Here is a 14,775-nt window from a genome sequence, read left to right as displayed (position 1 = left end):
CACTCAGCGGCGATCCAGGCCTCATGCGCTCCCCTGACGCTGGAGTAAGAGCATGTAATTGACGGCCATCGAGCGCGTGTAATGGAAGCTGCGGTCGAATGGATTGACCCGCACACCGGTTTGATCGACACGCACGAAGTCTGCACCCAGAACAGTCGTGACCTGCTCAGGGCGAACCAGTTTCCGGTAATGATGCGTTCCGCGAGGCAACCACCGCAGGACGAACTCAGCCCCGATGATCGCGATCAGATAGGCCAAGATGGTGCGATTGATGGAGGCGACGAACATCACGCCACCCGGGCGTACCAGCTGGCCACAGTCGATGAGGAAATCGTTTAGGTGCTCGACATGCTCGATCACTTCCATGTTCAGCACCACATCGAACTGCTCACCCGCGCGCGCGAGGTCATCGACCGTCACTAAGCGGTAGTCGATCGACAGGCCGCTCCACTCGGCATGGATCTGCGCCACGCGCACGTTCTTCTCGGTGATCTCGATACCTGTCACTTGGGCGCCGAGAGCGGCCATGGACTCGCTCAGGATGCCACCACCGCACCCGATATCCAGGACCTTCAAGCCCTCGAATGGGCGTTGCGCGTTGGGATCCCGAGCGAAGGCACTCGCCAAATGACGCCGAATGTACTCAACGCGAAAGGCGTTGAGCCGATGCAAGGGCCAGAATGGACCCTCGGCATCCCACCATCGGTGTGCGAGCCGCTCAAAGTAAGCGACCTCTTCCGGGTCAATCGTGGGGTCACTCAGATGCACGACACTCATGGCCTTCTCCGTTTCGCCGCTGTGGTTTCTGGGGACATCGTGGTCTGGGCGATGCTTTGCAATGCAGGCGGGATCACGGCCGCTCAACGCTCCGGCATCACTCGGCAACGGCGGCGAGATAGCGCTCGGACTGCATCTCGATCAAGCGACTGATCAAGCGTTCGTGGGCAAAGTCGACCAAACCGCCCGCGTAGAGTCGCTCGACCGGGACAGTGCTCGAGAGAATCAGCTTCACGCCTTGATCGTAGAGTTCATCGACCAGCACCAAGAAGCGCCGTGCCGCCGCCTCGTGTGCGGGCCCCAGAACGGGCACGTCGGATAGGAAGAGGGTGTGAAACTCGCGCGCGATCTCGATGTAATCGGCCGCAGACCGAGGGGTGCCGCAGAGTGCGTCGAAATCGAACCAGATGACATCGGCACCCGCGCGGCGCATGGGGATGGAGCGGCCGTTAACGGTGAGCTGCGATCCGGATCCATCCGTGTGCCCACCCGTGAGTTGCTCGAAATAGGTGCTGAGTGCCTGCTCCGTGGCCGCGGGAGCAACCGCGTCGATCACGAAGAAGACACCCCCGCGAGTCAGGGCGCGCAGCCGATAGTCACGGCCACCATCGAGCTCGAACACCTGAGTATGGCGCTGGAGCAACTCGATCGCGGGGAGAAAGCGCTGGCGCTGGAGTCCGTTCCGATAGAGCTCCTCGGGGCGGGTGTTCGCGGTCGTGATGAGCGTGATACCACGGGCGAAGAGAGCTCGCAGAAGTCCGTGGAGGATCATGGCATCGGTGATGTCCGTGACTAAGAATTCATCGAGGCAGAGCACGCGCGTTTCGGAGCACAGATCCTGGGCGATCACCTCGAGTGGGTCAGGCTGTTTCGGCAGCCGCGACAGACGATCGTGGACATCGCGAATGAAGTGATGAAAATGCACCCGTCGCTTGCCAGCAAGCTCCAAGTCTCGAGCAAACCAGTCCATCAGATAGGTCTTGCCCCGTCCGACATCGCCCCAGAGATAGAGGCCCTTCACCGGTGGTGGCCGGACCGCGCCTTGCCTCAGTCGAGTACGCCACTGTCCGATGAACCCAACGCGACCCGGGGTTGTCGTCGCCGTCGCGCTGAGTGCCTGATGGATCTCCAAGAGTCGTTCACTCGCCTCTTGTTGCGCGGCATCCAAGGGAATGAAGGTGCTCATCACTTACAACCCCGCAAACCAGGTCCGCAGACGTTGGATCGCGACATCGAGCTCCGCGCTCGCGCGTGTATAGGCAAAGCGAACGTGTGACGCGGCCTCATGGTGACCGAAATCCTGCCCAGGTGTCAGTGCGACACCGGCCTCTTCAAGCGCGCGAGTTGCAAGCGTCATCGAGTCCAGACCGAGTTGCTCGGGCAGGCGCGCGTAGAGATAAAAGGCACCTGTTGGGATTCGGGGAATGGCAAAACCCAGTTCACGCAGCGCCGGCAGGAGCCGGTCGCGACGACGCTGAAAGGCCGCGCGACGGGTTTCCAGGATGGCACGGGTCGCTGGATCGAAGGCCGCGAGCGCCGCCTGTTGCGCGGGCGTGCTGGCGGCGATGAACAGATTCTGGGCGATACGATCCATGACCTCGACCGCGTCCTCTGGCCCCACGAGCCAGCCCAAACGCCAGCCCGTCATGCCGAAATATTTCGAAAAACTGTTGATGACATAGAGTTCCGAGGTGCCAAGCGCGAGGGCGCCGCGCTCGGGGGCGGCACCGTCCGTGTCGGGATAGGTGAGCCCCTGATAGATCTCATCGACGATCAGGGCCGCGCCACGCTCCCGACAGAGCTGATGCAAAGCCGCCAACTGATCCGGCGCGATCGATGACCCGGTCGGGTTCGCGGGCGAGGCAACCAGTACCGCACGCACGCGCGAGGTCCAGGCTCGCGCGGCCTGAGCAACCGTCAGTTGATAATCCGTGTCGGGACCCACGGGCAGCGCGACCGGCTCGACTCCCATCAGCCCCAACATTTGCCGATAGCAGGGATAGGATGGGTCGCAGAGGATCACCTGATCGCCCGCCTCCAACAAGGCGAGAAACACCAACTGCAGGGCCCCGGAGGCACCCGGTGTCATCAGTATTCGCGACGCGCTCACGTCCAGATCGTCGCGATCACCATAATAGTCCGCCACGGCCTGGCGCAGACTCGGCAACCCGGCGGCCGGGGTATAGCGGACCTGCCCATGTGTGAGCGCCTGTCGCGCGGCATCCAGAATCGGGGCAGGCGTCGGAAAATCCGGTTCACCGACCTCCAGGTGGATCACCGTGCGTCCTGCCCGCTCGAGTTCTCCCGCGCGCGCGAGGAGGCGCATCACATGGAAAGGGGCCACCGCGCGAGCCTGTCGGGAGAGCCGGCTCGCCGGCACGCTCGTCACCATCGCCGCCACTCAGGCGCTAGACCAGGCCGCGCGGTGAAGCCGATCGAGGACGGTGAGATCCACCAGCGATCGATTCCCCAGCTCACCGGCGAGGGCCCGCGCGGGCTGACCAGGATCACCGAGGTGATTGACGATCAATGGGGCAGCGCCGAAGTCTTGATCTTGGGTGTAGGCGTTCACCGTGACCAGGATGCTCCGCAGGCCGGCTGCCTGCGCCGAGCGCACGCCGTTATCGGAATCCTCCACGGCGAGACAGTCCGCGGCATCGAGACCGAGTTCGGACAATGCCAAGGTGAAGATGTCGGGCGCGGGCTTCTTATGCGGCACCACATCACCCGCCGCAATCACCTCAAACCAGTCCCCGAGCCTTGGCTCTCCCGCATACTCAAGCAGGACCCTCACATTCTCGGGGGTGGTCGTGGTCGCGATCGCCAGGCGTACACCCGCGTTCCGTGCCTCCCGTAGCAGCCGCAGGACACCCGGGCGTAGCGGAATCGCGCCCTGTTCGAGCAACGCAACATAGTGTCTGGTCTTGGCGCGGTGAAGGTCAGCGATGAAGCGGTCGCGATCCACTGTGGGATCGAGCTGGATCTGCTCCTCGGCAAGGAAGGTGGCGATGCGTTCCTTACCACCGGTGACCCGCAGGAGTTGTCCATAACGCGCGACATCCCAGTGCCAGTCGAGACCGGCATCAGCGAAGGCGGCGTTGAAAGCGGGTCGATGACCATCGCGCTCGGTATCGGCGAGGGTGCCATCGACGTCGAAGATCAGTGCCTTGAGAAGGGATGTCAAGCGGGTCGTCCTCTACCAAACAGGCCGCCTGGATTGGCGGCCCGATCGCGGGTCGAACGTGCGCCGGTTTAGTCGGCGCGGTATTTGTCGTGGCACGCCTTACAAGCCTGACCGACCTCACCGAAGGTGGTCGAGACTTCGATCTCGTCACCGGCATTCGCGGCGGCGGCCAAGGCGTTGGTCGCGGCAACGAAGTTTCCAGCGATCACGGCGACATCATCGAGGTTGTCGAAGAATTCCGGCTTCACGCGCGTCTTGACGTTGCCGACGTTGCGATCGGTCCCTGGGCCAAAGAGTGACCCCATGCCCGAGGTGGCGATGGCATTGATCGCGTTGGCCGCGGCCGCGACCTGCTCAGGATTGTAATTGCCATCGAGGTTCGACTTGATCCGGCCCATGTTCCAGGACATGAAGCTGTAGCCGGCCTGGCGGAATCGGATCTGTTCCTCCGGGGTTAAGTCGGCGGTGGCGGTGCTGGCAATACCAAGGGCGAAGACCCCGAGCAGGGAGCTGGCGATGATGCGTTGCATGTGGATGATCTCCATTGACAGTGTAGGTCCCAAAGACTTTCCACACGTTGGGGTTCACAACGGTGGATTCCAGAGCCATCGACACGCCGCGGCGAGCGGGCGTGACGGATCGATCGGGATGGGGATGATCGCGGGATGGTGCGATCGGTCTTCAACGCGTGGCGGTCTTCAGGGGTTCGCGGTGTCTGGTTGGGGCAGTGCGCGCGAGGGACGCTCGGCATTGGCCGTTATGCACCAGACAAACGAGTGAGTCAGTATAGCCGATGCACCGGGTCAGTCCACCCCTGTCTCTTGCAACGGCTCAAGGGCACGAGTCCGAGCGAGATGGATGAAGGCGTCATAGCGCTCGGTCATGCGCGTCGGAACGTAATTGCGAGTGCGCTCGTGTTCTGGGTCGAAGACGACACCGATCGCGCGGTGGTCGAGCCTTTCCCGCAACGGCTCCTGGAGCGCGCTGTCATCGAGCAGCAACAGGAGATCCGTCAGCCCGGTCCGTTCGAGCAGGTCCTCGAAACTCCCCGGGGCGGCTGCCGGGATGCTCATCACCTCACCAGGTGCTCCCCATTCACGCCCAGCCAGGACGGTGCCGCGATAGGTCCCGAACCCAACCGCGTAGATGTCTTCCGCCCCATGGTGCTCGCGTGTCAGTTGACCAATATTGCGCTGCCCCTGCCGCGCCATGGTCGTCGCCCGCGCATCGCCGATATGGGTGTTGTGTGCCCAGACGATCCCGCGCGATTGCGGTCCAAAATAGTCGCTGACATGAATGAGGGTGTCGAAGAAGTGATCGACCCGTGCGTTCCAGGATGCCGGACCGGGCCGCGTCATCTTGCGGTAGTGACGCTCCGCGCCTTGCACCACGCGCGCGGCCTGGACCAGTTGAAAGGCCAGACGCGGGTCCTGGCCCTCCCAAGGCGACGGCTGTTGGGTGATCAGCTCGACCACCGCGGCGACCGCCTCCTCACAATCGGGTTGCCCGCGCGCGACGGCACGGGCGTAGTCGATGGGATCTTCGCCGTAGCGGTCAAGGCAGGCATAGCGCTCACTGACGACCAGGGCGAGCTCAGGATCCAGGATCCGCAACAGCCGCACCACCGTCTGACGCGCCTGGGCATCGCCATAGACATCGATGCCGTAGAGACCGACCCGCTGTGCCAGTGGCCGTGCGTCATTGTAGGCACGCATCCACTCCACGAGCGCTCGCATCTCCTCGTTCGCCCACATCCAGGTCGGCCAGCGCTCGAAGGTCAGCATGGCCGTGCGCGCATCCGCGGGCGCGCCCGGTAACCCCTTGACGTAGCGGTTCAGCAGCTCGATGGATGCCCAATCGCCCTCCACGGCGACGAATTGGAATCCGGCCTCCTCGATTAGCCGACGTGTCAAGAGGTCACGCCAGCGGTAGAATTCCGCCGTTCCGTGCGTGGACTCACCCAGCAGGACGAGACGCCGCGTGCGCGCCGCCTCGATCAGCGGGTCGAGGTCGGACGCCTCCTTGAGCGGCCGTGCGGTGGCCCGCAGCTCGGCGACGCGCGCATCCTCGAATCCACGGCTCGCCTCGCTGTTCTCGCTCGCGCAGGCCGGTAACGCAAACCCGGCCGCGACCCAGAGGCCGCTCCCGACCAGCCAACCGAGCCGCCGCCGAGTCGATCCCTTGGGTGCCTGAGCAGGTCGTCGTGCCCGCTGATCCGTGATTGGTAATGCGATGGGATGATCCTCCGCTGGTTGAGACGCGCGCCGGGCACCCATGCCTGCTCAGACCGTCACACCGTCTCGGTTCAATGGGGTGCAGTCTTGAACATGCATCGGGTTGCGGTCAAGCCCGCGCCGCGACGCCCGCTCAGGGAGTCCGTGCGACGGCCCAGATCTGGATGCGACGAACGCCGGCACGCCGCAGGACGCGACTGAGCTCGGCGACAGTGCTGCCGGTCGTCATGACGTCATCGAGAATCGCCACATGACTCCAGGGCACGGCCCCCTCGACCCGGAAGGCACCTCGAATGTTGCGCCGCCGCGCCCGTTCGTCGAGACCGGCCTGCGGCGGCGTTGCGGTGAGTCGCCGACAGGCGTTCACAGCGAGTGGCAGGTCCAGCCGCCGAGCGACCACCCGGGCGATTTCCAGCGCCTGATTGTAACCGCGCCCGCGCAGACGTGCCGCATGCAGTGGCACCGGCAGCAGGACCTCAGGGCGCGGCGGATCGACTGCGAGGATCCGCTCCGCCAGACATTGTCCGAGGAGTCGCACCACGTTGAGGCGCCCACGAAACTTGGCGTCGACCACCAGTGAGGCGACCGGCCCTTCGTAGCGGAAGGCCGCAAGGCTGAGGTCGAACGGTGGTGGATGCTGCTGACAGGTTCCGCAACGCCCCCCGGGCGACACCGGGTGGTCCAGTGGGATCGCACATTGAGCACAACTCCAGAGCGTGCTTGGCAGCTCCGCCGCGCAGCCGGCGCAGAGATCGCGCCCGCCCCCGCCCTGCGGTGATGCCAGCTCAGCCTGATGTGGTTCACGCGCCGGCGCCCCGCAAAGGATACAGGTCGGTGGAAAGAATAGCGCGAGGAGGCGCTCCCACCGCCGGTCCCGGTTACTCGGCGCGGCCGGCCAACGTGGTGGTCCTGACCCGGAATTCGCGTTGAACATCGGTTGACAAGCCTCTCACGCACTCTAGGATAGACCCCTTTATGCCCCTCTTGCTTGGCTCAATCACGCCCATGTCACCACAGCCCATCCCACTCGATCGCTCGCTCTTGCGTCATGACTGGTCGCTTCAGGAGGTCCAGGCCCTCCTCGACACCCCATTTAACGACCTCATGTTTCGCGCACTGATCGCACACCGGCTCTATTTCGACCCCAATCGCATTCAGGTCAGTACCCTCTTAAGTATCAAGACCGGCGCCTGCCCGGAGGACTGCGGCTATTGCGCGCAGAGCGCGCATCACGGTACTGGATTGGAGCGAGCGTCCCTCATGCCGTTGGATGCGGTGCTGGAGGCGGCACGCACCGCCCGCGACCAGGGGGCAACCCGGTTTTGCATGGGTGCGGCCTGGCGCAACCCCACGGACCGGAATCTCGAGTCCGTGATCGCGATGATCGAGGGTGTCCATGCCCTGGGCCTGGAGACCTGTGTCACGCTCGGCATGCTCACCGCGCCCCAGGCCCAGCGTCTGAAGGCCTCCGGTCTGGACTATTACAATCACAACCTGGACACGTCACCCGAATTCTACGGCGAGGTCATCAGCACCCGCACCTTCCAGGATCGCCTCGACACCCTTGAGCATGTCCGCGCGGTGGGGCTGAAGACCTGCAGCGGGGGCATTCTCGGCATGGGTGAGTCGCGCGCCGACCGTGCATCCATGCTGTGCCAACTCGCGAATTTACCCGCCCATCCTGAGTCCGTGCCCATCAACCTGCTGGTGCGGGTCGAAGGCACACCGCTGGCGAACAGCGCACCGATTGATCCGTTCGAGTTCATTCGCGTCATCGCCGCGGCACGCATCATGATGCCCGCCTCCTATGTGCGTCTCTCCGCCGGGCGCGAGGCGATGAGCGACGAGCTGCAGGCGCTTTGCTATCTTGCGGGGGCGAATTCCATCTTCTACGGCGAGCGCTTACTCACGACATCGAACGCCGAGGCGGCTCGGGATCAGCGACTCTTCGAGCGCCTTGGGCTCGCGTTCGAAACGATCGAGGCCGAGCGCAGCGAACCCGGCGCGTGCCACCGGACGCTGAATACCGAGCCCCCCGGAGCGCGCCCTTCACATCCATCAGCGTCCGCTTGACCCCCTGCTCCGATGGCTCACCTCGCCCATTCGCCGCGACTCGCGACCGGATGGTGTGGCGGAATCCCCAAACCAACGTGCGCCAAGTCATCCTGCCCGTCAGTCCTGAATTGGACCGGGCAATCACCGCAACCTGAAGATGCCGGAGACCCGAGAATGAACACCCCGATCAAGCAGAGCCTGTCCACCCTCACCCTCGGCGGCCTCATCAGCCTCGCGATGCTGGGCCAGGCTGCTCATGCCGATGCCGTGGTCGATCAACTCGACGCCGGCAAGCGCTACTATGAGGCGGGAGAACTACGCAAGTCGATCGAGACACTCAATGCCGCGGTCTCGCAGATCCAGGAACAGGTCACTGACGGGCTGCTCCAGCTCCTGCCCGAACCGCTTGAGGGCTGGAACGCCGATGCCCCGGAATCCCAATCAGGGGGAATCGCGGCCATGATCACCGGGACCAATCTCAGTCGTCGCTACTACCAAGACGATGGGGCCGAGGTCAACCTGAGCCTGATGGTCGATTCACCGATGATGCCGATGCTCACCATGGCGCTCACCATGCCGATGCTGATGCAGTCCAGCGAGGACACCAAGCCCTATTCCTTCCAAGGCGAGCGGGGGATGCTCGAGCACACCAAGGGCAGCGATGAATACAAGATTACCCTCATGGTGGGCAATCGCATCCTGGTGCAAGCAGAGGGATCGCGGCTGGCCGATGTCACGCCCGTTGAGCAATATCTTCAGGCGCTCGACCTCAAGGCGATTCAGGATTCACTGGCCAATTGACCAGCCCTCGTGATGCGCATGCGCGGCGACCGACCATGCTGGAGCTGTCAGGAGATCAGGCGCGCTCGATCGGAAAGGCCAGGACCTCATCGATCCGCTGTGCGCCGAGCCCGATCATCAGGAGTCGGTCAAGTCCGACGGCCACGCCACTGGCCGCGGGCAGGCCGGCTGAGAGTGCCGCGAGCAGGCGCTGATCCGGTGGGATCGCCGCCAGCCCCCGGCGCTGGCGCCGCTCGCGATCACGGATGAAACGCGCCTGCTGCTCCGCGGCATCCGTCAGTTCTTGGAAGCCATTAGCCAACTCGATGCCGTCGAGATAGAGTTCGAAGCGCTCGGCCACGGCGATCTCGCCGCGCGTTTGCACGCGGGCCAGCGCGGCCTGACTGGGTGGATAGTCGATCACGAAGGTCATGGTGTCACACCCGAGCCGCGGCTCCAGACCGACGCTGAGCAGGAGATCGAGCCAAGCGTCATGATCGAGATCCAGCCGCTCCGCGTCTGCAATGCCCAGCTCGGCGGCCCGTGCGCGCAAATCCGCCACGGTGCTCGTCCAGGGATCCACCCCCAGGTGATCCGTGAACAGATCCCGATAGCCCATGGACGCGACCGGAAGCGCGGGTCGCTCAAGCACGACACGGACCAGCTCGGCAAGCTCATTCATCAGCGCCTGGTAGGTCCAGCCGGGACGATACCACTCCAACATCGTGAACTCGGGGTGGTGCAAACGGCCGCGCTCCCCGGCTCGAAACACTTTGCAGATCTGGTAGATGGAGCCAACCCCACCAGCCAGCAAACGTTTCATCGGAAATTCGGGGGAGGTCTGAAGGTACAGCGTTGCCCTGCCGTCCGGGGCGGACCCACCGCACGCCTCGTGGCAGCAGAGACTCGCGAGCGCCGGATCAGTCGCGCCTGCCTGCGAGAGCAGCGGGGTCTCGACCTCCAGGACCTCGCGCTCGCTGAAAAAGGCCCGGATGCGAGCGAGCATCGCGGCGCGGGCGCGCAAGACCCTCGGCTCCGCACAACTGGACCAGTCATCAAGCCCCATCATCCGCCCCCCACCAGGCGTCGCCGAGAGTCGGCCCCTGGTCCTGTCGGCCAGCTCAAGTCTCCTTCGCGCGCGAGACATATTCGCCGGTACGGGTGTCGACCTTGATCAGCTCGCCGGTCTGCACGAACAGCGGAACCCGGACGACCGCCCCGGTCTCTAGAGTGGCGGGCTTGCCACCGCCACCCGAGGTGTCGCCTTTCAAACCCGGATCGGTTTCGGTGATGGCCAAGATGACAAAATTGGGCGCCTCGATCGTTAAGGGAACATTGTTCCAAAGCGTCACCTTGCAGATGTCCTCTTCCTTGATCCACTTCGCGGCATCACCGACGGCGTTCGCATCCGCGGTCATTTGCTCGAAGCTGGTCGGGTCCATGAAGTGCCATTCCTCGCCGTCGTTGTAGAGATACTGCATGTCGGTATCATGCACATCCGCGGCTTCGACCGTGTCACCAGACTTGAAGGTCTTTTCGACGACCCGACCGGTCTTGAGGTTGCGCACGCGCACCCGATTGAAGGCTTGACCCTTGCCCGGCTTGACGAATTCGTTCTCGACGATGGTATAGGGATCGCCGTCCAACATGATCTTGAGTCCACCCTTGAACTCGTTGGTGCTGTAATAGGCCATATCGTCCTCGATGACTGTGGAGCGAAAAGGCGCAATGGTACCGCGAAGCGGCACGATTTGTCAGACATCGGCTTGGAAACAGGAGCTTGCCGAGGCCTATCGGCGGCTCGATGACCTGCTCGCGGCCTGTGGCCTAGTCGCCGCCGAGGTCCCCGACCTCGACCTCCTGCCCGCTGACTTCCGTCTGCTCGTACCCCGCGGGTTCGCGGCCTTGATGCGTCGAGGGGATCCGCGGGATCCGCTGCTGCGCCAGGTTCTCCCCCTGCGCGCGGAGCGGCACCTGACCCCTGGCTATGTGTTGGACCCGGTCGGCGACGGTGCCGCGGCGAGGGGGCAAGGTCTGCTGCACAAGTATGCGGGGCGTGCGTTGATTCTCATGACCGACGCCTGTGCCGTACATTGTCGCTACTGTTTTCGCAAACACTTCGACTACGAGGGACTGGTACCAAGCGCCCAGCGGCAGGCGGCCGTGGTGGCGGCGATCCGCGCGGATGAGAGTCTCAGGGAGATCATTCTCAGCGGAGGGGACCCCTTGTTGTTGAGTGATGGGATGCTCGGGCGCTGGCTGCACCGATTGGATGCCATCGCACACCTGCGCCGCCTGCGTATCCATACGCGCCTGCCGGTGGTCTTGCCCTCCCGCATCACCGAGTCACTGGTTCGGGTATTGCGTGCGACGCGTCTCGACGTGACGGTCGTCATCCATGCCAATCATCCGAACGAGCTCGGCGTGGCGGCTGAGCACGCCCTGCGGCGTCTGCGCCGGGGTGGGATCACACTGCTCAACCAGAGTGTGCTGCTGCGCGGCGTGAATGACCAGGTCGCGACCTTGGAGGCACTGAGCGAGCGTCTCTTCTCCTGTAGCACCCTGCCCTACTATCTCCACCAACTCGACCCCGTGCAGGGGGCCGCACACTTCGCGGTCACCGACCGCGACGCCTTGATCTTGGAGGAACGCCTGCGCACACGTTTATCCGGCTATCTAATGCCGAGGCTCGTGCGGGAACACCCGGGTGCATTCGCCAAGATGCCTGTGTCCAGCGATGGGTGGTTTAGCCGCCTATTGAATCCTGGGGTTTCCCTCAACGACCCTGAGGACCCATAATCCAACGCTCACCCTCGAGCAACCACGGGAAGACACCCCCGCTGCTGAGTGGCGAGGTGGCATCTGGTTCAGCAGCGGCCTCACCGTGCGCGTCGGCGATCGCGATCCGTTCGCATCGTCCGTCATCCGTCTGGATTGGGAACAACACAGATTCATGGCCCCGCAAACCCCATTGCTCACCCTGCTGCTGTTGACCAAGGACAGGTCCGCGGCAGAACGCCTGGTCGCGGGTCTGCGCGCCACGGGGACCGAGACCAGGGCCTTGGTGACCGACCGCACGGATCGGATCAGCAGCTTACTCTCGCGTCGCGCCTTCGACATCGTTCTGCTCTGGGATCACTTCGCGGATGCCGCGCTCGATCAGGCCCTCCATGCGCGCGGCGCATCCGGGGGCGATGTCCCGCTGATCGTCCTGGTCGAGCACGAACCGACCGGCGAAGATCTCCAACGAGCGCTTGCGGTGGGCGCGACTGATCTGGTGCCGGCGGCGGCACCGGAGCGTCTGCTCATCTGGCGACTCCGGCGCGCGGCGTCCGAACTGCGCCATCGCCGCCACGCGATCACCCTCGCCTCACGTCTGCAGCAGTGTGAACAACGTCAGCGTGAATTGATCGAGCAGTTGCAGGACCAAACCACGCCAGCGCTAGCGCCACCCGAGGAACCCTTCAGTGATCCAGATGAGATCATGCAGGTCGCGGAGATGGGACGTGCACGCCTCTTTGCCGAGATCGATGCCCGCCTTGGCCCGGATCGCAGCGTCCCAAGCGCATTCGGCGTCTTCTTTATTCAATTGCGGCGCCATGCCGAATTGCTGCGTGACCTCGGGCTGACGCATGCCGTAGCCCTCTTCGACCGACTCGGCCCTGAGTTACGATCCCTGATCGGCACGCGACACCTGCTGGTGCGCGCCAGTGAGGATGGCTATGCGATGCTCTACGACGGGTTGAATGAAAAGGCGGCGGAGAAGATTGCCGAACGCATTCGCAGTCAGGTTCATTTACTCCAACCAGCAGCGAGTAGAGACACGGCCGAGCCCAATTGCGAAGTGGGGTATTACCTGGTGAAGGGGCGTGCCGCCGACGGGGAGGACATTCTCAACGCGGCGCATCGGCTCTGTCTCTATCGCGCCGTCGCCACTTCGTCCGCGCCGGACGGGGCCGGCATGCAAACTCCGACTTCACTCGCGGCGCGCGCGAAACAGGGTTCCGTCGATGGAGATTCGGCGCTCGCCGAGAAGATCGCGGCGGCGATCGGTACCGAGCAATTTAAACTCGTGTATCAGCCCATCATCAGCCTGATGGGCGACAATCGAGAAAACTACAGCGTCTTCGTGCGCCTCCTCGACGAGCAGGGTGAACTCCTCGAGGCGAAGGATTTTATCGGCGCGGCCATTCGCCGTGGTTTGATCGAAAAAATCGATACATGGGCCGTCCGTGAAGCCATCCGCGTCCTCGCCGAGCAACGCCAAGCCGGACACAAACTGCGCTTTTTCATCAATCTCGCGGAGGACACCTTCCGCAATCCCAACATTATCGTGCACATCTGCGACTGTCTGCGCGAGTTCGACATTCGCGGCAATTGGCTGGCCTTCCAGTTCCAGGAAGAACTCATCCTGGACAACTTAGCCAGCCTCGCAACCCTGATCAACGCGCTCAAACAGATCAAGTGTCAGGTGGCCATCAATCGATTCGGTCGTCACGAACGACCGGAAATGATCCTCCAAGCATTGCCCGCGGATTTCGTCGTCTTCACTCCCGATTATGGGCGCGAGCTGGCGGGGGATCCTGCCAAACAACAACGACTGACCGCCCTCGCTCAGTTGGCGCGCGAGTTCAACCTGAAAAGTATCGCGACGGGCGTCGAGGATGCCGAGGCGTTGACGGTGCTTTGGACCGCCGGGGTGGACTATGTCCAGGGCAATTTTCTGCAACGACCGGTGCCGACCCTCGAACTCCAGGCTTAGTGGTCCCGGTCACCTGTTTGGCTGTCCGCGGGATCCCATTCCTCGGCATTCGCAATGCCGTGCGGGACATGTCCGGTCGCGACATGTTGACTGGCGACGTCGCAATGCGCGCGCTGATCATCAAAAAAGATATCCGCATCGAACGCGGCCAGGAACCGTCCCTTACCGAGACCGCCGAGAAAGAGTGCCTCATCGATCCGGATATCCCAGGCACGCAGGGTGCGAATCACCCGCTCATGCGAGGGGGCGCCGCGCGAGGTCACCAATGCGGTACGCAACGGGGCATCAGCGGGAGAGAAGAGTGACTGGATTTGGTGGATCGCCACCAATAACCCCTTGAACGGCCCACCCGGCAGCGGATCATGCGCGGCGGCGAGCTCCCGTTCATTGAAGGCATCTAGACCCTCGCGACGGAAGAGTTGCTCCGCGTCGTCCGAGAACAGGACGGCATCTCCGTCGAAGGCGATGCGAACCTGGTCATGACTCTGCTCATCGGCGCTCGACTCCGGCGGGATGGTCGCGGATCGAACCGTCGCGGCCGCGCAGCCCGCACGCAAGGCCGAGCGGACATCTCGCGGGTCCGCGGACAAGAAGAGATCGGCGCCAAACGCGGCGACATACCGATAGGGGCTTGCCCCGCCCGTAAAGGCCGCGCGCGTGATCGTTAAACCATGATGATGCGCCGAAGTCAGGATGCGCAGACCCGTATCGGAGCTGTTTCGCGAGATGAGGATGACCTCGACACGCCCGCGATCACCGAGCCGCGCACTGAGATTCAGGAGCTTCCTAGCCAGGGTGAATGCAACCCCAGGGGCGAGAATGTCGTTCTCGTGGGCGACCTGATAGGCCCGATAGGCATCCACCCCCTCGGTCTCGAACACCCGATGCGAGTCACTGAGATCGAACAGCGCCCGTGAGGAGATGGCGACGATCAGCTTAACCGGTTCAGCTGTGGTGTCGTCCAGCTTCGGCATCATGCCGTG

Annotated in this window: 14 protein-coding genes; 4 read left to right on the top strand and 10 right to left on the bottom strand. The window is 63.6% G+C overall.

Features of this window, described 5'->3' with window-relative positions; translation table 11 throughout:
* Positions 1-21 precede the first annotated feature (21 nt).
* The 7 genes from ubiG to CKO25_RS14010 all read right to left on the bottom strand — a co-directional run bounded on the left by ubiG (position 22) and on the right by CKO25_RS14010 (position 7,129).
* Positions 22-777, bottom strand: a complete 756-nt coding sequence (gene ubiG, locus CKO25_RS14040; RefSeq protein WP_200388570.1) for a bifunctional 2-polyprenyl-6-hydroxyphenol methylase/3-demethylubiquinol 3-O-methyltransferase UbiG — start codon at positions 775-777, stop codon at positions 22-24.
* A gap of 97 nt (positions 778-874) precedes the next feature.
* The gene (gene zapE / locus CKO25_RS14035; protein WP_200388569.1) at positions 875-1,963 is read right to left on the bottom strand and encodes a cell division protein ZapE; all 1,089 of its coding nucleotides are present in this window, start codon (positions 1,961-1,963) and stop codon (positions 875-877) included.
* 3 nt (positions 1,964-1,966) lie between these two features.
* Positions 1,967-3,169, bottom strand: coding sequence for an aminotransferase class I/II-fold pyridoxal phosphate-dependent enzyme (locus CKO25_RS14030; protein ID WP_200388568.1), 1,203 nt, complete (start codon positions 3,167-3,169; stop codon positions 1,967-1,969).
* Positions 3,170-3,178: 9 nt separating this feature from the next.
* Positions 3,179-3,961, bottom strand: a complete 783-nt coding sequence (locus CKO25_RS14025) for an HAD family hydrolase (protein ID WP_200388567.1) — start codon at positions 3,959-3,961, stop codon at positions 3,179-3,181.
* A gap of 68 nt (positions 3,962-4,029) precedes the next feature.
* On the bottom strand, positions 4,030-4,491 hold the full coding sequence (locus CKO25_RS14020) for a c-type cytochrome (RefSeq protein WP_200388566.1): 462 nt from the start codon (positions 4,489-4,491) through the stop codon (positions 4,030-4,032).
* 273 nt (positions 4,492-4,764) lie between these two features.
* Entirely contained in the window at positions 4,765-6,237 is a 1,473-nt protein-coding gene (locus CKO25_RS14015; protein ID WP_200388565.1) for an erythromycin esterase family protein, read from the bottom strand.
* Positions 6,238-6,328: 91 nt separating this feature from the next.
* Complete coding sequence (locus CKO25_RS14010) at positions 6,329-7,129, bottom strand: ComF family protein (protein WP_242467620.1); 801 nt, start codon at positions 7,127-7,129, stop codon at positions 6,329-6,331.
* Between the two features lie 71 nt (positions 7,130-7,200).
* On the opposite strand from CKO25_RS14010, the gene bioB reads away from it, so the two are divergent.
* Complete coding sequence (bioB, locus tag CKO25_RS14005) at positions 7,201-8,268, top strand: biotin synthase BioB (RefSeq protein WP_200388606.1); 1,068 nt, start codon at positions 7,201-7,203, stop codon at positions 8,266-8,268.
* A 156-nt stretch (positions 8,269-8,424) separates the two neighbouring features.
* Positions 8,425-9,051: a hypothetical protein gene (locus CKO25_RS14000; RefSeq protein ID WP_242467619.1), complete on the top strand. Its 627-nt coding sequence runs from the start codon at positions 8,425-8,427 to the stop codon at positions 9,049-9,051.
* Positions 9,052-9,106: 55 nt separating this feature from the next.
* Here CKO25_RS14000 and epmA read toward each other — a convergent pair whose 3' ends face one another.
* Positions 9,107-10,099 carry an EF-P lysine aminoacylase EpmA gene (gene epmA, locus CKO25_RS13995; protein ID WP_200388564.1) on the bottom strand — a complete coding sequence of 331 codons (993 nt, stop codon included), beginning with the start codon at positions 10,097-10,099 and terminating at the stop codon, positions 9,107-9,109.
* Positions 10,100-10,151: 52 nt separating this feature from the next.
* Entirely contained in the window at positions 10,152-10,724 is a 573-nt protein-coding gene (gene efp, locus CKO25_RS13990; RefSeq protein WP_200388563.1) for an elongation factor P, read from the bottom strand.
* A 34-nt stretch (positions 10,725-10,758) separates the two neighbouring features.
* Here efp and epmB point away from each other — a divergent pair, with 34 nt between their 5' ends.
* Both epmB and CKO25_RS13980 read left to right on the top strand, forming a co-directional pair.
* Positions 10,759-11,829, top strand: a complete 1,071-nt coding sequence (gene epmB / locus CKO25_RS13985; RefSeq protein WP_200388562.1) for an EF-P beta-lysylation protein EpmB — start codon at positions 10,759-10,761, stop codon at positions 11,827-11,829.
* A gap of 154 nt (positions 11,830-11,983) precedes the next feature.
* Positions 11,984-13,792, top strand: a complete 1,809-nt coding sequence (locus tag CKO25_RS13980) for an EAL domain-containing protein (protein ID WP_200388561.1) — start codon at positions 11,984-11,986, stop codon at positions 13,790-13,792.
* Here the strand turns inward: CKO25_RS13980 and CKO25_RS13975 are convergent.
* On the bottom strand, positions 13,789-14,769 hold the full coding sequence (locus CKO25_RS13975) for a 5'-nucleotidase (protein ID WP_242467618.1): 981 nt from the start codon (positions 14,767-14,769) through the stop codon (positions 13,789-13,791). The genes CKO25_RS13980 and CKO25_RS13975 overlap by 4 nt on opposite strands.
* Positions 14,770-14,775 lie beyond the last annotated feature (6 nt).

Source organism: Thiocapsa imhoffii (assembly GCF_016583985.1).
Classification (GTDB): domain Bacteria; phylum Pseudomonadota; class Gammaproteobacteria; order Chromatiales; family Chromatiaceae; genus Thiocapsa; species Thiocapsa imhoffii.
Note: the sequence above shows the minus strand (reverse complement) of the source record. Positions and strands in the feature narration are given on the sequence as shown.